The organism is Paenibacillus tyrphae (assembly GCF_027925525.1).
Taxonomy (GTDB): Bacteria; Bacillota; Bacilli; order Paenibacillales; family NBRC-103111; genus Paenibacillus_G; species Paenibacillus_G tyrfis_B.
On record NZ_BSDJ01000028.1, the window covers coordinates 87,275 to 105,330 of the forward strand.

An 18,056-nucleotide genomic window follows, 5' to 3' on the forward strand; every position below is an offset into this window, starting at 1 on the left:
ATATGGCCGCGGCCCTATTTTCCCCACTCGCCAACGGCAGCGATTAACCTGTGAAACGTTGAACTCCATCCCGTGTCAGGGCGTCGTATCGCCGGCAATCACCGTTTCCATGATTTTCTTAACCTCGGTGAGATCGGTTGTTTTCCCCAGCGCCCACATGAATTTAGGAACAATTGCCTCCGTGTTCATATCTCTGGAATTAATAATCAGGTCCTGATTCACCTTCCGCCCGACTTCATACAGGCCAAGGTCTCCCCCTTCTTCCAGACATTGTGTCGTGAGAGCTACCGCGATCCCCGCCTCGATCAGCTCGTTTATTTTCGGAATCAGATTTCTTTCCTGGAACGGCAATCCTCCGCTCCCGAACGTTTCGATTACAACACCTTTGTACAGCCCCTTCAGGTAATCGAAGAGCTCCGGCTTCGTCCCCGGAAGCAGCTTTAACAAAAAGACGTCGGGGCAAAGTGAGCAATCCAGACGCGGCTCCTTGTTCCGCACCGTCCGGACCGGATGATGATACGTAATGCTTTCCTCGATATAAGCGATATAAGGATGATTAATGCTTTCAAACGCGTCGTAGCTTTTGGTCCTCATCTTCACCGCTCTTGTCCCGATGATAACGCGGCCGTCAAACACAACGTAGACCCCGCCCACAGGCTCGCAGGCAAAACGGATCGCATCGATAATATTTTTTTTCGCATCGGTTCTTTTGTACATGATTGGCACTTGGGAGCCGGTAATGACGACGGGCTTCGCCAGATTCTGCAGCATGTACGAAAGCGCAGCGGAGGTATACGCCATCGTATCAGTCCCGTGGGTAATGACAAAACCGTCGTACTGATCGTAATGCTCATAGACGGCTTTAGCGATCGTGACCCAATATTCGGGCTGCATATTCGTGCTGTCAATCGTCATGATAATCTTGGTTTCCACCTGATAGGACCGGTTCTGTTCCGGCAGATAGTGCAGAAGCTCGTCCGCACTCATTTTGGGAGCCAGCCCGTTTTCGCCCGGGACGGAAGCAATGGTTCCTCCGGTCGATAGCAGCAGTATTTTTTTCATATCTATCCAAGCACCCTTTCATCTGATCGGACTATACTGACCTAAGTATAATCCATCCGAAAAAGTACGCGTAACGCGACCATATTTTCATTATAGTGAATAGACTTGCGAAAAACAACAATATTCTTATGCGTTACGCGAACAGTACGTGTTATAATGGATGGGTATGAGGAGGTATTTTCCATGCTGACACGATTATCCCGACTAAGAAAAAGCAAAAAATGGTCGTTACAATATACAGCCGACCGGCTCGGCATTGCAAAAAGCACCTACGCAGGCTACGAATCGGGGTATCGGGAACCGCCGCTGGAAACGTTAAAGAAGCTTGCCGATCTGCTGGAAACGTCTGTGGACTACTTGCTCGGCCGGATCGATAACCCGGCGTTTTATCCGAAAGCGTGGAAGGTCGAGCTGCACGATAAACTGAAATTGACCGAGGCGCGCACGCGGTTCGATGTGGAGCTCATTCTGGACGGAGCGCCGCTCAACGAGGAAGAAATCAAGCAATGCATTGCGTTTATCCGCACGAAGCGCAAGCTTGATACGAACGGTTGACGCGAACGACAAAAAGCTTAGCCGCCCCCTCTAGGGAATACGGCTAAGCTTGATGAGTTTAAGCCTCCAGCTCCATTACATCTTCGCCGATCCGCTAACCAACGCGAACCGGATGTGCTGCCATTTTCGGGAACGCCAGCGCAGCAGCATGCTCGCGCCGCGCAGAAATTCGTCGACGATAAAAGCAAGCCATATTCCGGGGATGCCAAGCTTATATACAATCCCAAAAAGATAAGCCAACGGAATGCTAAGCCCCCACATGGAAATAAGGCCCATGACTACCGGAAATCTAACATCGCCGGCGGCATTCAGCGCTCCGATGACGATCACATTGCATGCGCGCCCCGCTTCAAGCAGCAGCGACAGCAGCATCAGGGTTTGCCCGAGGCGGATCACTTCCGGATCGTTCGTAAACAGGCCGAGCAGCGGGCGGGAACACATGACGAGCAAGCAGCCTATGCCAAAATTAATCGCCCATCCGATGCGCAAATTCCGATAGCATACACGATAAGCCGTATCATGCTGACCTGCTCCAATCAAACGGCCAATCATCATCGACGTCGCTTGTCCGATCGAGACCGAAACCAAAAAGACGAATGTAGTAATGTTCTGGGTGTAAATTTTGGTCGTCAGCGCCGAAGTGCCCAGCATCGTAACAAAATACGTAATAAAAACTTGCGAAGCGTTATAAGAAATGTTTTCCCCCGCCGATGGAATGCCAATTCTGGTCATTTCCTTAACTTCGTTGACCGGCAGCCGAAACATGTCCTTCCAGGAAAGGGGATACGGCAAATAGCGGATCAGCAGAAATAGCGCAAGGCCTACCCCGAATACCCGGCTGGCATTGGTCGCCAGAGCAACCCCCTCCACACCTAGAACCGGAATACCAAAAGGGCCGTATAAGAACAAAAAGTTCCCGGCAATATTGATCATAATGACAGAGAAAGACAGCAGAAGCATCGGCTTCAGAAAACCGTGCATCCGCAGCACCGCATCTGCCGTACTAATGATCGCTACGGTGAAAGAAAGCATCCCCACCGTTGATAAAAACGTATATCCGTCCCCCATCAGCTCCGGCGGCAGCTTCATCAAGCCCAATAACGGCTTGGCAAAAATAAATAAAGCTAGACTGACGACGAGCCCTAGCATAAGGTTCATCCCCAGCGCAATCGAAGCCATTCTGGCGGCTTCTCGTTCTTTTCCCGCACCAAGCAATTGCGAAATCAGCACGCTGAGCCCTACGGTAACAAATCCGAACATCAATTGGGCCACAGTTAACACTTGAGCGGCCACGCCCACGGCGGCCACCGAACGATCCGAATAGTTGCTGAGCATCAGCGTGTCTATATTCAATATAATGGTTTGAAGCAGTTGTTCCACGAAAATAGGACCCATTAACCGAAATAAGGTAAACCGTTTATCTTGCTGTTTTTCCATACCATCCGCCTTCTAGCTCTTCAGGAAGCCACCTCATTCATGAATGTCACGGCAGCTGGCTTTCTCCACCAGTTCGTGCTCCAGCACGATCGTTCTTGCCGGGTGCGACCGCTGTGCATGATCGTTTTGCTCGATAAGCTCCATGAGCAGTTCGACGGTCGCTTGTCCTATTTTGTCCATCGGCTGTTGGATGGTCGTGAGCCGCGGCCGGATCACGTCGGACATTTGGTTGCCGTCGAAGCCTATGACAGATATATCATCGGGCACGCGCAATTGATGATCCGCCATACAGTTGATGGCGCCAACCGCCATATCGTCGCTCGCCGCAAATACGGACGTAAACGAACCGCCGGCTTCGACCAGAAGCTCGTTCATTAACCGGTAGCCGCTGGCCAGCTTGTAATCGCCGAAGCGGATAATCGATTCGTCTACTGGAATGCCGTAGTCCTTGCAAGCGGCGAGATACCCTTCGTAACGTTTTCTTCCCGCGCATAAATCCCGCATGTCCCCCGCAATCATCGCGATCCGCCGATGACCCTTGCGAATGAGATACGCTGTGGCGTCGTAAGCGGCCTTGAAATCGTCAATCATCACCGTCGGCAGATTCAGGCCCAATTCGGCATGGACCACCAGCGGGATTTGATTTTTTTGCAAAAAAAGCCGGATATGATCGTTCAGCTTTTCATGCATGAGCACAATGCCGTCCACACGCATCTCCTGAAACACATTCAAATATTTAACGACCTTATCCGTATCCTCGACAATGTTGGAAACGAGCAGGTTATAGCCTCTGCGCCCCAAGGTCTCTTCGATGTTGCTCAGAATCGTCGCTTGGAAGCTGGACGTAATATCGGGGATAATGACCCCGATCAGATTGGTCTTATTCCGTTTCAGACTCTTGGCAATCAAACTGGGCGAATAATTAAGCTGCTCGATCGCTTGACGCACTTTCTTTTCAAGCTTTTCGCTCACGTGCTCGCCCTTATTCAAAACCCTGGACACGCTCGTGACCGAAACGCCTGCCATACGTGCCACATCCTTGATTTTCACACCCATACGTTGCTGTCCTCATTTCAAAACAATAATTCAGAGCGCCGCTCGCATCCGCTCCCGCAAAGCCGCAGTGGCGCCGACGTCCAGCGTGGAGACCGCATCCAGCTTCATCTCGGCATAAGCCGGAAACATCCCACTTTCGGGCAAGGTATACACCCAGACAAGCAGTCCGTGTTCGTGGGCGCACTGCACCAGAGCTTCGCGGCACGAAGAATAGTCCACGTTGATTCCGGCGAATCCTTTTTGCTTGGCCATGCTGCACAAATCCCGTACGGCGGCTTCATAGACGGCGCCGTTCATCTCTTTTAGCGCTTCCGGCGTATTCCACACTACTCTATCACGATAGGGAAGGTTTGTAATCGTTTTTGTTTCGCCTGTAAAATAAATCTGCTCCCACATCTTCAGCGTATTTAGCAGCTCGATAACCGGAAGCGCTGCGGCATCGGTCTTGATATCCAAATTAAACAAGACCGGCTGCCCCTTAAAAGCCAGCAGCACCGTCTCCAGCCGTTCCAGCTCCTGTCCTGCCGGAAGCATGAAGGGATTCCTTTCCTGCAATTCGGCATAAGTAAGCTCGGAGATCCAAGGATTATCGTCATGATAGAGCACGCACACGCCATCCTTGGTCGCTCTGACATCGACTTCCAGCACCTCCGCGCCTGCCCTCCGTCCGACGATAGCCGACTCCAGAGTATTGTCCGGCGTGCCTTCGCAGCCGGTATGCGCGATAATTAGGGGCATATTCATAACCTGCACGCCTCCTGCGTTGTTTTGTGTGATCGCTTCGCTGCCGTTACCGCGCTTCAAAATAAAGCGGATTCGTAAAAGCGACATCCGCTAACGCCATGCCCAGCAAGCCATGCAGGCGAACCCTCAGCCAGGTCAGCCCTTCGCTGGAAATGGTCCGGAAGAACGCCGGTTCACTTTCCGTTACAGTACCACGACACAGCTCTCCCAGATTCGATTCGACGATCAACGTATAGCTTGGTCCTTGCAGCAAATTTCGTCCGCTTGTCTGAAACGGGGCATGCACTCGAATCGAAACCTCGGCGGATTCTCCCGCTGCTTGTGGAACGACATCGCCAATGCCATACGTCTGTCCGCCTGCCCTCAGTTCCAGCGTGACGAGCGGCCCCATGCTCACGCAAATGCGCCCTGAACGAATCGCCTCCACTACGGCTTCCGTCGTGACAGCGCGATCATCTCCGGCGATGCCCAGATACGTAAAAGCCGGAGGATCGCTATTCTCGGAGGAATGGTGCCAGTCCCGGCCGGCTGTGGCGGCGAGGCGCACTCCCTGATTTAACAAATTCGTCCATTGCTCGAAAGCCGGGGCGTTATGGTTGCGCAGCGGAGGCAGCGTTTCGTGCCATACTTCCATATAGTCGATTTGATGCCAATCCTGGATGTCATACTCCCAATGGCACCCCGTGCAAATCGGGCTGCCCATACTGAACGGATGCGCGATGCCGACCACGCCCCCTTGCCGGTGAACCCGGTCAATGCCCTTCAAAATATCCTTCGGGCCCAGATCGCGCCATTCGCAATACGGCACGCCAAGCGTCAGCATGTGCCCGTAGAAGGTCGTCCACTCCATCCCCGGGACGATGCATATTCCGGTCTCGTCCGTCACCCGGGCCGCATCGGCCAGCCCCGATGTGGTGTTGTGATCCGTCAAGGCGATGCCGCGGAGACCAAGTTCTGCCGCTTTCCTGCACATGTCGTGCAGCGTATGAATGCCGTCGCTGTGAGGCGTATGGGTATGCAGTTCAAACGGAAGCCAGTTCATGCGCCGACGCTCCTCCCCGGATGCTTAATGTATAATGACACGCTTCGGTCACGACGCAATGAACGCTTATGGCGACCCGCCAAATCCCATCTTGAATCGGGCCCGCAATAAAGCCCGGAGAGCTTTCCTTCGGCGACAAGACATGATGCTGCTCGTTCGGATGACGGTGCGCCGATCCCCGAAATCCTTCCGGGTCGTCGATCGATAGCGTGAGCAGATTTTGCAGCGGAACGAACTTTTCCCATTGCTCCTTGTAGACGGGTTGTAAAGGCGGTTTCACATACCGGTCGATCGCGTCTTCAATCAGCTCGCGGGAGGCGCGTGGGTCGTCCAATTTTTTAGGGCTGTAGCGAAAATCAATAACCAGGCATTCCGCAGGCTCAGGCATATAAAACTGATAGGTAATATGCGTTTTTGAACTGAGTGGAGTCAGCTTCCCTTCGACGATCAGCAGATCTTTCATACAACATCCCCTTACTTTTCTTCATTCATCATGCTGCGAATATAGAAATAGCCGACGAGGGAGCAGAGAACAAACATAAATACGGCGCACGCGCTGGAAATGCCGGTTTCAAAATAGACCGAAAACTGCTGCTGCATCGCTACCCCGAGCACTTGCGGCGCATTCGGGCCAATCAGAAACGGAGCCGTGAAGCTTCCGACAATGCCCATCACGACAAACGTGGCAGCCACCAGCAGCGATTTGAACGATAAAGGAACGATAATTCGGGTGAAAACTTGAATTTTCCCCGCTCCCACGTCCTTCGCGCTTTCAATGACGGCGTTCGGAATACCCGATAGCGCGGAACTGAGCAGCATGGTGGCGAACGGAATATGAAACCATAAATTAGCGAGTAGCAACCCTTTGAAATCGAAAAGCACTTTCATCATCGGCTCATTGGTGAACAGCAGCAGGATGCGGGCCAGCCAGCCGTGATTGCCGTACATATTCATTATTCCGTATGTGGCAATAACCGATGGAATGAACATCGGAATATAATAGAGACGCTCAATCCACTTCGCCAGAACGCCTGTACTAAACCGTAAAAACACGGCAAGCACATAAGCAATAAGCAGCACCAGCACCGACGAAACCAGCGTCAAATAAAGCGTATATTTGATGTTCGCCAGCATGGCGGGATCGGTAAACAGAAAGCGGTAATGCTCCAACGTAAACCGGCCGTCGCGTCCGCTCAAGCTTTCCTGAACGGACGTGAAGATCGGCACCACAATCATCAAGAGCAGCAGCAAAAAGGAAGGCAGCACCATGACCAGTCCGAGCGCGGAACGTCCCGCTCCGCGTCCGAACAAGGCTGGTCTTAATGTTTTGCCGGTGACCAGCGACTGGGTGCTCATTGACCGGCGACTTCCTTCTGCCAGCGTTTCATTGCGTCGGCTTCCAGTTCCCCGAGATTAAAGGAGCGGTAGTTGACGGACACGCCTTCGAACTTTTTCTTCAGATCGGCAGGCATATGCGACCATTCGATACCGGGGAAACCGTAAATTTTATTGACAACCTCGGCCTGCGCTTCCGGACTCAGCACAAAATTGATGAAGTCGTAAGCCGCTTCTTTATGCCGGGACATGTTCGGTACGGCCAGTCTTCCCGGTCCGCCGGTAAATGCCGGCTCAATCTGCGCGAGCTTCGTCGTTTCGGGCAGCAGCTTTTTGTTGATTTGCTCCAGCGCCATGTCGGACCAAGCCGGAATCATGTCCACCTCTCCGTTGGCGAGCAAGTCGAGCGTCCCTTGGTTTTTCTTCGGATATACGCCCTGCTGGTACATGTCTTTGGATAACGATTTGAGCAATTCGAAGCCCGGACCCCATTCCTGTTCAATGCCCTTATCTTCATTATGGATCGCCTCTTCCGGCAGAGACTTGTACAAGGCGGTAATCACGAACGAAGCGCCGGAACCGCCGGTAGCCGGATCGTTGTAAGCGAATCGGCCCGGATGGTTGTGAATCCAGTCGTACAGCTCATCGAGCGTTTTCGGCGGTGTCGGCACTTTCGCGCTGTTGTAAGCAAGAAGGACCGAGGAAGACCGGTAAGGCACCACTTTGTAGCCCGCATCCTTCATATTCGCCGGATTCATCAAGTTGAGATTCGGGATTTTTTTCTCGTCCAGTTGCTCGAAGACGTTATCCTTTTTGTCGGCGGCCAAATCAGACCCTCCGTTGGCTTCGTACAGATCCACGTCGATCGTGTTGTTCCCCGCTTTCTTGGCGGCAACAATCCGGTTCATGGTCGCCTGTTCGCCTTGTCCGGACGGAATGTAGACGAGCTTGACCTTCACTTTGTCCTGTTTTTTCTCATACAACTCTTTCAGATGCTTCCATAATTCCTGCACGTTTTGCGATCCGCTGAAATAAAACGAAATTTCCGTCGTACCGCCGCTTGGCGCAGCAGCCGTTTCATTCTTGGCAGGAGCCGCGGAGTTAGCCCCGCCTCCCGCTCCCGCCGAACAACCCGCCAGAAGCGTAAACGCCGAGAGAGAAGCAAGAACGAAACTTTTACCCTTGTGCTTGAAACCGCCGAAATTAATACTCATGGTTGACATCCTCCTCGAAGTTGGGCCGGCAGCTATGCCGAAATTTTAGGATAAGCAGCGTGCTTGGAAAACGTAAGCGAGACCGATTGTCCGCCGGACAGTTCAACGGCTTCTTCCCGGGGCAGGAACATGCGCAGGACGCCTGCTTCGGTTAGCAGCGTAATTTCAGCGTAATGCCCGAGCACCATCACTTGCTTAACGGTGGCCGCCAGACCGGGGAACGACGCTTCCTTCCATCGGACATCCTCCGGCCGAATCGCGACCACGACATCTCCGTGCAGATGCCTGGAATCGGGAAGCTCCAGGTTTTGCAGCGTGATGCTTCCGTTATGCGCCACCCCCTCCAGCATGTTCATGCGTCCGATAAAATTCGCGACAAATAGCGTCTGCGGAGCGTCATAGATGGCTTGCGGCGAATCGGACTGTTCAATATGACCGCGGTTCATGACGATGATCCGGTCCGACAGCGACAGCGCTTCTTCCTGATCGTGCGTAACGAACATCATCGTCAGCTTCGTCGACGATTGGATTTCCCGCAGCTCCTCCCGGAGCTCTGCCCGCAGCTTCGCGTCCAGCGCCGAGAAAGGCTCGTCCAGCAGCAGAACCTCAGGTTCCAGCAGCAGAGCTCTCGCCACGGCCACGCGCTGCTGCTGTCCGCCCGACAGCTCGGTCGGCCGTTTCTTCTCCGCGCCGGGCAGCCGGACGAGCTTGAGTGCCCGGTCCACCGCTTCTTGAATTTGATCCTTCTTCATTTTGCGGATTTTCAGGCCAAAGGCCAGATTCTCGAACACATTCATATGCGGCCATAAATTGTAGCTTTGAAACACCATCGCGGTCGGACGCTTCTCCGGGGGAAGATGCAGCACGCTCTTGCCCGCAATCAGAATATCGCCGGAGTCCGGTTCCAGAAATCCGCCGACCGAGCGGAGCACCGTCGTTTTGCCGCAGCCCGACGGGCCCAGCAAAGTAACAAGTTCTCCATGATGGATATCGAACGATATCCCGGTCACGCCTTCACCTGTTTTGTAACGTTTGGATAAATTTCGAATCGATAATTGAACTGGAGCAGTCATCGTCCTGCCTCCTTGCTATTTCATGGTGAAGCCGCTGGACATCACATCCGCGCTGACGAAGCGCCGTGATACCATCAGCAAAATAATGGTAGGCAGCGTCAAAATAATGGAAAATACGGCGCCGGCCGTTGCCGGATAGTCTTGTACCGCTCCGTACATGATCAGCGGCATCGTTTTGAAGTCGGGCATCCCTACCATAAACGTTCCTTGCGCTTCGTCCAAAGAGGACAGGAACGTAAAGATCGAAGCTACAATAATGCCCGGCAGCGCCATCGGAAGCGTAATATTCCAGAACACGCGAAACGGGCCCGCCCCCGCGTCTCTTGCGGCTTCTTCCTGTGCCTGATGCACGCTCTTGAACGAAGCGGCCGGAATCCATGTCATATACATCAAGGTGTTAATCACATGAATGAGAACAACGCCCACAAAGGTATTCATCAAGCCGACCTTGAAAAACAGCACCGCGATGGCGACATATAAGCCCATTTTCGGAAACGCATTGGTCAGCAGGAACGAGAATAGAAACCAACGGCTGAACGGAAATTGAATGCGCGCGAAAGCATAGGCCGCGGGAACGCAGATGACAATCGACAGCGCCGTGACGACGGAAGCAATGAGAAAAGACAAGCCGATCGACTTTAAAATTTCAGGCTGGGACAATACGAATTTCCACCAGGTTAGAGACCAGCTTTGCGGCAGCGCCGCCGGATACTGCCACTTTCCCGAAAAGGCAAGCAGCGCCAAATTGATTAGCGGTCCCAGAAAAAAGAAGATGAACAAGGCGAAAATGACAAATTCAACGATCTTTCTTTTTCCCAAGCTTTTGAAGTACCAACTCATGGAATTTTCACCTCCTCACAAAATTGGTATCGATACCAATTTTCGAAAAATAAAAAGCACCTACCTCTACAGCTTGCACATGGTATCGATACCAATTTTAACCGTAACAACATATGCCTAACTTTTCAGCCTCCCTGCTTCGCAATTTCTATTTTAAGAATAGAAGACGATTGTAAAATTCGATCGATAAAATTGTTAACGGGAGTTCATGATCTTTTAAATGATTTGTAAAAGGGGCTTAGGAGGTGTGATGAAATCGCAATGTCTGTATAGGCAAATTGAAAAGAAAAGTGAAAATTCTTCTATCTCCGACGGATACGTCCCGAATATAAATGTGAAAAAAATGATCTCTCTCACGAAAATCGTGTATAATGTAGGAAATAATACCCATACAAGAGGTGGATTAATTTTGGGAATTGCTATTACTGTAGTCATATTAGTGTTTCTGTGGTTAGGAATGATGAAACTTAGAAAATTCAGAGGCAACTATCGAAACAAGATGGAAGAACTGAATGCAGTTGAATCCATATATGTTTCTCACATCGAAGGATTACCTATTCCACAGGGAACAGCGACATGGCTTTATGCTTGCCCAGACAAAGTAGTGATTGAATCTAAAAATGGAAACTTCGAAGTTCCAAACGATCGAATCATAAATTTCGCAGCACTTTCCGAAGAGGATGTTAAGCAGATTGAAAAAAGCGTGATCGGCCGTGCTGTGGTGGGCGGGATTCTTCTTGGTGGTTTGGGGGCTATCGTCGGTGGCTTAAGTGGTGTAGGGACAAAAGGAAAAAAAGTAATTCGTCATTTTTTCGTCATTAATTACACGAATAAAGATGGCGATACAGCTATTGTTACTTTTGAAAACAATGTGAACGACTTGAAGTTATTTGCGGACAAATTTTCAGAAATAATAGGTATTGATCCCAACAAAAGAATCACTCTCTGATAGATTATGCGAACGTTCATGCAAACGCTAGATTAACATGATAAAGCGGCAGCCAAGGGCTTTGAAAAGCCTAGGCTGCCGCGATTGGCTGTAAATGTTTTAGTTAGGTGTCAGACGTCCAATCTGGTTACACTCTTCAGCAAACCAAATGTCGCCGCTGGGACCCATTGCGATACCATGGGGCTCAGCATTCTTTGCCGGTATCGCGTATTCCGTAATAACCCCCTCAACTGTAATTCGGCCGATTTGGTTACCGCCCCATTCCGTAAACCATAGATCCCCGTTTTTCCCGCAAATGATCGCATGAGGACGAGCGTTCGGCGTCGGTATAACAAATTCACTCACCTCACCCAAGGACGTCATTCTACCGATTTTATTCCCCATGATTTGCACAAACCATAATGCTCCGTCAGGTCCGGCCGTAATGCCCACAAGCCCGGAATTAGGCGTTGGAATCGAATATTCCTTCACCTCGCCTCCGGCGGTGATTCTCCCGATGGTATTGTTCTGATTCTGTGTAAACCATAATGCCCCGTCCGGACCCGGAGTAATAAAAGAGGGAAATGCTTTGGGATGAGGCAATTCGAATTCCGTGATTTCCCCTGATTTTGTTATCCTGCCGATTCTGCCGGTATTCATTTCGGTAAACCACATGGCGCCGTCGGGACCTTCCGTTATGCCAAAAGGTGCGGAGTCCGCGACAGGAAGGTCATATTCGGTAAAATGACCGTCCATCGACATTCTCCCGATCTTGTTTGCCCGATATTCTGTAAACCATAAGTCGCCGGTCCGGTCCGAAACGATGGACATCACTCCTGCATTCGCTGTCGGAACAGGAAATGAACGTATTTCACCTTCGGCATGGATTCGTCCGATTCGATTCCCCTCCTGTTCCGTAAACCACATCGCCCCGTCTGTTCCAGCGGTTATTCCGTAGGGCCCCGAATCATATCCGTTGACCGCATACTCGTGTATCATGATCCTCATACAATGAACCTCCCATCAAGCATCAAGGATGCTGTTTCATTTTTCTCAGCGTGTCCATATCTCCACTTACGATGGCGCCAATATACCGGCTATCACTTTGGTGCCAAAAATAAGAAGGAAAACGCAAAAAACCTCCTATACCGATGTTCGGATAGGAGGCAGGCATACGGTCAAAAAAAGACGAACTCATCCTTTACACGAAGAGTCGTTCTTCTTTATATATGCAAAAAAGCCCATGCTACTCCTATCCTGAAAGCATCGTATGCAACGATATTTTCTTAGAAAGATAGGATTAGTAGATCATTGGCTTTTAGGTCACCCTTTCGTTATGGCTTACAGTAACTTTACCACAAATAAAAAGTCGTGAAAACTGACCATTACGAAATATAAATTCTTTATTCGTTAAAGTGGCTTATGCCGTGAAAGTACGGCTACCTGTAATAAACCCTTTCGATACAAGCACCGTCCTTGAATTCTCATCAGAAGGCTCGTAACCGTTTTTCAACAAATCGTTTATATGCAAAGTGCAACCTGCTGCAACGAATTGAATAATAGCCCATTTCCAGTCTCCTCTAAAAAGTACCGGAAAGAACCCAAAAAATAAAGTAGTCCAAGAAAATCCGACTTTACGTTCTTTCACAATACCAACCTGATTGCGTAAATTAATCTTCATGCCGCAACACACCTTTTCATAATGTCTCATTCCTGCATCATCATAAAATCATTTGGAAAATCAAAAAATCCCCGATCCATTAACGGCTCGAAGATTTTTTCAGTTATGGGGCCAGGTCCTGATGCGCCCTGTCGGTCAACGTTATTTACTTTTAGACGCTGCACTCCCCATAATCAAGGAAATCAATATGATCATTAAAGCAAACCACGTCTTTGCATCGATCTGATCTCCTAATAAAATTGTACCGAGAATAACTCCAATCACTGGAACAAAATAATTAGTTAGCGATGCAAAAGCAGATCCGGATTGCTTAATGAGCTGATTAAACATCATGTAGACGATTCCTGCATGGAAAACTCCGAGAATAAGTAGAGAAAGCATCTCAATGAAAGTCAGACTCATGCTTAGCGGATTTTCCAACAGAAAGCTTGCTGGAATCAGAACAATAGATGCAATAATTAGAACATTTCTCATCGCCAGTACGGAGGACATTGGCGGTAGCTTTTCAATGAGGACCAAAGATATCGCAAAGCTTATCGAAGCAATGATCAGAGCAGGCATTCCCCATAAACTCTGATTCGTAAAGTCGACGGTTAGGGATGGCAAGATCATTAGGAGAATACCAATGAAGCCAACGCCAATACTTAAGAAATGCAACAAACGCAATCGGCTAATTCTAAAGATAAACAAAATAAGCAGCGTAAAAATGGGAACCGTCCCCATAATAATGGAAGCAATGCTGCTGGACACCCGTTGCTGCCCCCACCCGATTAAGAAAAAGGGAATAATCGCTTCAAATAAAGCAATGGCAGCATAAAGAACTCTCACCTTCTTATTTTGATAAGTGGAAGAAGGGGGACTTTGCTCTTTCTTGGTAAATAAGAAGAAATGAATCAAGGCTAATGTAATAGCTCCAACAAGCGCCTTTACTGCTGCAAGTGTAACTGGAGGCACTTTAGAGATAATAAGATCAACAAAGAAAAATTGCGAACCCCATATTAAGCTGATTCCTGTTAAAAATATGATACTTTTTATTTTCACATCATATATCCCCTCTGCAACGTCTTGAGCTGAAATGGTTTCCTTATTCGTACCTCGCACGCCTGTAAATGATCATATTGGGATTTGGAATGGACCTGTACTGCCTTAAGTCTCGGACTTGATGAACGGCGCACCTCGACCGTGACCGCCTCGCTCACCGCTTTTAATTCCCTGGTCTTGATGCTTTCCCAACTCGTCATTGATCTTAAACTGACGTGGTGCTCGTCGGCGCTGTGCCCAAAAAGGTAATGATAGCCTCGTTGAATGCCGCAGCCGAATCCGCATTGGAAATATGTGCGGCGCCCTGAATCTCGACATAGCGCGCATTCGGAACGCGATCCGCCATGCGCCGGGAAACAGCTGGCGGTGACATGCGGTCCTGCTCGCCTGCGATGAACAGGACGGGTATGGAAAGGGAATCCAGGCGCGCGGTCTCATCGAAGCCGACAATCCCCTCCGCGACATGAGCGAGCGATTGTCCGTCGGCCGTCGCCGCCAGGCCGTGCCACACCTGATAGGTCTTCATCCCTTCCTCGCTGGCCCGGAAGGCTTCGTTGACATTCATGGGCCAGATGCCTTCAAACCGCTTGACCGGACCATCTTCCCCGCGGAACGTTCTAGCCCATCCTTCAGCCATGATCCGGAACTCCTCCGTTGCCGTCGTATCGAAGCTGTTGGCGACGATGAGTTTCCCGACGCGCCGAGGCTGTGTGAGCGCAATCTCGAGCGCCACCATCCCGCCGAGCGACAGGCCGATAATGTCGGCGGCTTCGATGGAAAGCTGATCGAGGAGCGCGAGCACATCCGCGGCGATATCAGATACGCCGAACGGTTGGTCGAGCCTTGCCGAGGCACCATGCCCGGCATGATCCGGCACAATCACCCGAAATCCCGCCTCGACCAGCGGCGCTATCTGAGGCGCCCAGGCACGACCGGAATTGCTGATGCCATGCAGCAGGATGACCGGACGTCCAGATCCAAATTCGATGAAATAATTTCGGCGGTCGCCGTTGATATAGTAAGCCATGTTTTCATCTACCTCCTCGTATTGATTACATATATAATACCCCTTGCCCATTTCATTTTAATGGTGAGTGCCAGCTGCTACAATCAATAAAAAGCACATCTGTATCGGTACAGTTATGAGAGAGCCAAGTTTCAGCTAATATAACCAAATGGCTGCAAACCCTTGTAATCCAAGGATTCACAGCCATTTGCTTGTATCATTTTAGTTATAAACAGTTGCCATACCTATTATGACGAGAAGATTAAGCTCCCGATAATCCTGGCTTCCTTCAAGAGAACTTTCCGTTCCATCCACCGGAGTCGGAAGCAAAATGAGCGCCCGAGTAGAAGGCCTCCAATGACAACAACAATCAACATCTTGCCCGATCCGATTTGCCCTCGTTTATTGAGAAATAGTAGCCGCCCTTGCCCCCCAGCCTTATCTGTTGTATTAGCGGGGTGTTCCGGTTCAATGAACGGAATGGATCATTCTAAAATGAATATGGAGGAGACACAAGCATCCTCAAAGACGACAAATGGGCAGACGGTGAAGCCAACTGTTCTAACGGGCAAAGAAATTAATTTGACGGCTTCCGTAAGCAATCAGGAAATAGCCCCCGGCAAAACTTTGCCTGTCTGGACGTTTAATAATTCGGTTCCCGGTCCGCAAATACGGGTTAAGCAAGGAGATACGGTTAAGATTAACTTGAAGAACCAGTTGCCTGAGCCAGTCACCATTCATTGGCACGGCGTTCCCGTACCAAACGCGATGGACGGCATACCAGGCGTAACGCAAAATGCGGTTCAACCGGGCCAATCGTTTACGTACGAGTTTAAAGCGGATGTCCCCGGCACCTACTGGTACCATTCACATCAGGATAGTGTAAATCAGTTAGATCGTAGACTATACGGTTCTTTCGTTGTAGAAGGTAAAAACGAGGAAAAAGTGGACCGCGATTACACACTGATGCTGGATGAATGGATGAGCTCCGGGGAAATGTCCGGCATGAATCACAGTACGATGAATATGGGACATGATATGAGCATGTACGATCTGTACACCATAAATGGAAAATCCGGCTCGCTGGTGGATCAGCTCCCTGTCAAGCAGGGAGATAGAGTCCGAATCCGTTTGATCAATGCAGGCTATTTGTCTCATCAAATTCATTTGCACGGACATGAATTCAAAGTTATTGCTACCGATGGGCAGCCGATAAACAATCCGGATATCTTGAAAGATAATGTTATAAGTATTGCTGCAGGGGAACGTTACGATATTGAATTTGTCGCGAACAATCCAGGCAAATGGTTGATCGAGGACCATGGCAACAACGCTGCTATTAAAGGGATGAAAGCGACGATCGCTTATGAAGGAGCTGCCGCGGGTTCCGACAAAGCGAATGAATCGGAGAAGCTGGCGGCTGTCGATATGAGTCGATACGGCCAAGCGGGCAAAGCTAACTTTATGTTAGATCAGAAGTACACGTTGGAATACACGATGAATTTGAACACCGAAATGAAAAACGGGGAAATGGTCTACACCATAAACGGAAAAACGTTTCCGGAAACCGAACCGATAAACGTCAAAAAAAGAGATACCGTCAAGGTTCGCCTCGTCAATAATTCGAAAACCGACGATCATCCGATACACCTACACGGTCACTTCTTTCAAGTACTAAGCAAGAACGGGAAACCGCTTGAAGGATCACCAATGATGAAGGATACGTTGAATTTGAAGCCGGGCGATGAATATGTTGTTGCATTCGAAGCAGCTAATGAAGGGAACTGGATGTTCCATTGTCACGATCTTCATCATGCTTCGGCCGGCATGGTAACGGAATTAAAATATACAGACTATAAGACTGATTTTGTTGCAGACCCAAATGCAGGAAATAAACCGGAGTAATACAAAAATGAGCGCTCGCCAGTGCTGAAGCCAATAAACCGGCCGGAAAGCCCAATGATGTGAAATGATTCGATAAATTTCGAAGATAGGTGGGATGGTCATGGGAGAAACAACCAAAATCGCAATTAGCGCTGCGATTCAAGCTGGAGGCAGCCTGTTTACACCGGAGCAGCTTGCCAAAATCAGTGCCGCCGTAGGGGCGGATGCAAAAATTGAGATGACAACATTCAAACAGCTTTATGCAGAAGTACCCCTCGAACGGCGTGATGCCATAAAAGAAGATCTTGAGCGTTATGGCCTTGAAGTGTATCCGGCAGGTGCGCTCAAAACTCCGAATCTTTCAATCCGATATACGGAGCTGGATCAACGCGCTGGGTTTGCTGATTACTGGATCGATTCGGATACCGAAAGGAGATGTAATGGCTCCGGAAACTGGCCGTGCAAAGCCGCTTTCGGATGGCTCAATGACTTTCAATCGGAATAAACCCTTCCGTGACATAAAGTCTCGCATACATATCACTTCTGCTATGGGGAACGCTTATAATTGATACTAAAAAATGAACTATATTTTTACAATATAACCTTAGACAAACATAAAAAACATTTTCTTTAACATCTTGATCACGACTTCCAAGAAGGGCAATTGCGAAGAATTTGTCAGCTTGGAAGTCCAGACCTTTGATAAATCACGATTCCGAATTCATATCACAAGTACTGCTAAGCAAATTTAGATCATTGTTCCTCATCGATGGAGGTTGTGACAGCAAGATAAACGATGGCCCGGAATAATAGTCTGTTCAGCTCTCCCCGCTATAATAAGGATTTCTTAATCCCACAAGGATTCAGTAAAAAAAGGAGCAGTTGCCTTAGGCAAACTGTTCCTTTTTTGGGGGAGAATATGAGACATCGGATAAATTCCGAAGTTTATAAAAAAAATAACCCCGAATGGGGTTGCTGCTTGGCGACGTCCTACTCTCCCAGGACCCTGCGGTCCAAGTACCATCGGCGCTGGAAGGCTTAACGGTCGTGTTCGGGATGGGTACGCGTGGTTCCCTTCCGCCATCATCACCAAACATAATCAAGGCTTGTACCTTGAAAACTAGATGCGAAATTCAACTTCTATCGTTAGCTTATGGT

Annotated in this window: 18 protein-coding genes and 1 rRNA gene; 4 read left to right on the plus strand and 15 right to left on the minus strand. The window is 49.6% G+C overall.

All coding sequences use genetic code 11. The annotated features are described in order from the left end of the window. Positions 1-75: 75 nt before the first annotated feature. Positions 76-1,062 carry an asparaginase gene (locus QMG93_RS26350; protein WP_281941832.1) on the minus strand — a complete coding sequence of 329 codons (987 nt, stop codon included), beginning with the start codon at positions 1,060-1,062 and terminating at the stop codon, positions 76-78. A 183-nt stretch (positions 1,063-1,245) separates the two neighbouring features. Between QMG93_RS26350 and QMG93_RS26355 the strand changes: the two genes are divergently transcribed. Beyond that, positions 1,246-1,617 carry a helix-turn-helix domain-containing protein gene (locus QMG93_RS26355; protein WP_036692980.1) on the plus strand — a complete coding sequence of 124 codons (372 nt, stop codon included), beginning with the start codon at positions 1,246-1,248 and terminating at the stop codon, positions 1,615-1,617. Between the two features lie 75 nt (positions 1,618-1,692). Here QMG93_RS26355 and QMG93_RS26360 read toward each other — a convergent pair whose 3' ends face one another. The 9 genes from QMG93_RS26360 to QMG93_RS26400 are packed head-to-tail and all read right to left on the minus strand — an operon-like array spanning position 1,693 to position 10,358. Further along, positions 1,693-3,054 (minus strand): MATE family efflux transporter, encoded by a 1,362-nt coding sequence (locus tag QMG93_RS26360; RefSeq protein WP_281941836.1) that lies wholly within the window; start codon positions 3,052-3,054, stop codon positions 1,693-1,695. A 33-nt stretch (positions 3,055-3,087) separates the two neighbouring features. Further along, positions 3,088-4,110, minus strand: coding sequence for a LacI family DNA-binding transcriptional regulator (locus tag QMG93_RS26365; RefSeq protein WP_281941838.1), 1,023 nt, complete (start codon positions 4,108-4,110; stop codon positions 3,088-3,090). Positions 4,111-4,140: 30 nt separating this feature from the next. Continuing rightward, positions 4,141-4,941 (minus strand): glycerophosphodiester phosphodiesterase, encoded by an 801-nt coding sequence (locus QMG93_RS26370; protein WP_281941840.1) that lies wholly within the window; start codon positions 4,939-4,941, stop codon positions 4,141-4,143. Further along, positions 4,901-5,896: a CehA/McbA family metallohydrolase gene (locus QMG93_RS26375; protein ID WP_281941841.1), complete on the minus strand. Its 996-nt coding sequence runs from the start codon at positions 5,894-5,896 to the stop codon at positions 4,901-4,903. The genes QMG93_RS26370 and QMG93_RS26375 overlap by 41 nt, the downstream gene beginning before the upstream one ends. Further along, positions 5,877-6,359 carry a hypothetical protein gene (locus QMG93_RS26380; RefSeq protein ID WP_281941843.1) on the minus strand — a complete coding sequence of 161 codons (483 nt, stop codon included), beginning with the start codon at positions 6,357-6,359 and terminating at the stop codon, positions 5,877-5,879. The genes QMG93_RS26375 and QMG93_RS26380 overlap by 20 nt, the downstream gene beginning before the upstream one ends. An 11-nt stretch (positions 6,360-6,370) precedes the next feature. After that, positions 6,371-7,252: an ABC transporter permease gene (locus QMG93_RS26385; protein ID WP_281941846.1), complete on the minus strand. Its 882-nt coding sequence runs from the start codon at positions 7,250-7,252 to the stop codon at positions 6,371-6,373. Continuing rightward, the gene (locus tag QMG93_RS26390; RefSeq protein WP_281941848.1) at positions 7,249-8,445 is read right to left on the minus strand and encodes an extracellular solute-binding protein; all 1,197 of its coding nucleotides are present in this window, start codon (positions 8,443-8,445) and stop codon (positions 7,249-7,251) included. Before QMG93_RS26390 ends, QMG93_RS26385 begins: the two co-directional genes overlap by 4 nt. 32 nt (positions 8,446-8,477) lie before the next feature. Beyond that, entirely contained in the window at positions 8,478-9,518 is a 1,041-nt protein-coding gene (locus QMG93_RS26395; protein WP_281941850.1) for an ABC transporter ATP-binding protein, read from the minus strand. A gap of 15 nt (positions 9,519-9,533) precedes the next feature. Next, entirely contained in the window at positions 9,534-10,358 is an 825-nt protein-coding gene (locus QMG93_RS26400) for an ABC transporter permease (RefSeq protein ID WP_010496370.1), read from the minus strand. A gap of 250 nt (positions 10,359-10,608) precedes the next feature. On the opposite strand from QMG93_RS26400, the gene QMG93_RS26405 reads away from it, so the two are divergent. Then, complete coding sequence (locus tag QMG93_RS26405; protein WP_281941853.1) at positions 10,609-11,307, plus strand: hypothetical protein; 699 nt, start codon at positions 10,609-10,611, stop codon at positions 11,305-11,307. A gap of 99 nt (positions 11,308-11,406) precedes the next feature. Here QMG93_RS26405 and QMG93_RS26410 read toward each other — a convergent pair whose 3' ends face one another. The 4 genes from QMG93_RS26410 to QMG93_RS26425 all read right to left on the minus strand — a co-directional run bounded on the left by QMG93_RS26410 (position 11,407) and on the right by QMG93_RS26425 (position 15,035). After that, entirely contained in the window at positions 11,407-12,294 is an 888-nt protein-coding gene (locus tag QMG93_RS26410) for a Virginiamycin B lyase (RefSeq protein WP_281941855.1), read from the minus strand. Between the two features lie 412 nt (positions 12,295-12,706). Further along, the gene (locus QMG93_RS26415) at positions 12,707-12,967 is read right to left on the minus strand and encodes a hypothetical protein (protein WP_281941857.1); all 261 of its coding nucleotides are present in this window, start codon (positions 12,965-12,967) and stop codon (positions 12,707-12,709) included. Positions 12,968-13,108: 141 nt separating this feature from the next. After that, complete coding sequence (locus QMG93_RS26420) at positions 13,109-14,008, minus strand: DMT family transporter (protein WP_281941858.1); 900 nt, start codon at positions 14,006-14,008, stop codon at positions 13,109-13,111. Between the two features lie 205 nt (positions 14,009-14,213). Beyond that, positions 14,214-15,035, minus strand: a complete 822-nt coding sequence (locus QMG93_RS26425) for an alpha/beta fold hydrolase (protein WP_281941860.1) — start codon at positions 15,033-15,035, stop codon at positions 14,214-14,216. Positions 15,036-15,485: 450 nt separating this feature from the next. Here QMG93_RS26425 and QMG93_RS26430 point away from each other — a divergent pair, with 450 nt between their 5' ends. Beyond that, the gene (locus QMG93_RS26430) at positions 15,486-16,919 is read left to right on the plus strand and encodes a multicopper oxidase family protein (protein WP_281941865.1); all 1,434 of its coding nucleotides are present in this window, start codon (positions 15,486-15,488) and stop codon (positions 16,917-16,919) included. A 100-nt stretch (positions 16,920-17,019) separates the two neighbouring features. After that, a complete protein-coding gene (locus QMG93_RS26435; protein ID WP_281941862.1) occupies positions 17,020-17,403 on the plus strand; it encodes a hypothetical protein in 384 nt (127 codons plus the stop codon). Between the two features lie 472 nt (positions 17,404-17,875). Here QMG93_RS26435 and rrf read toward each other — a convergent pair. Continuing rightward, a 5S ribosomal RNA gene (gene rrf, locus QMG93_RS26440) occupies positions 17,876-17,992 on the minus strand. Between the last annotated feature and the right edge of the window lie 64 nt (positions 17,993-18,056).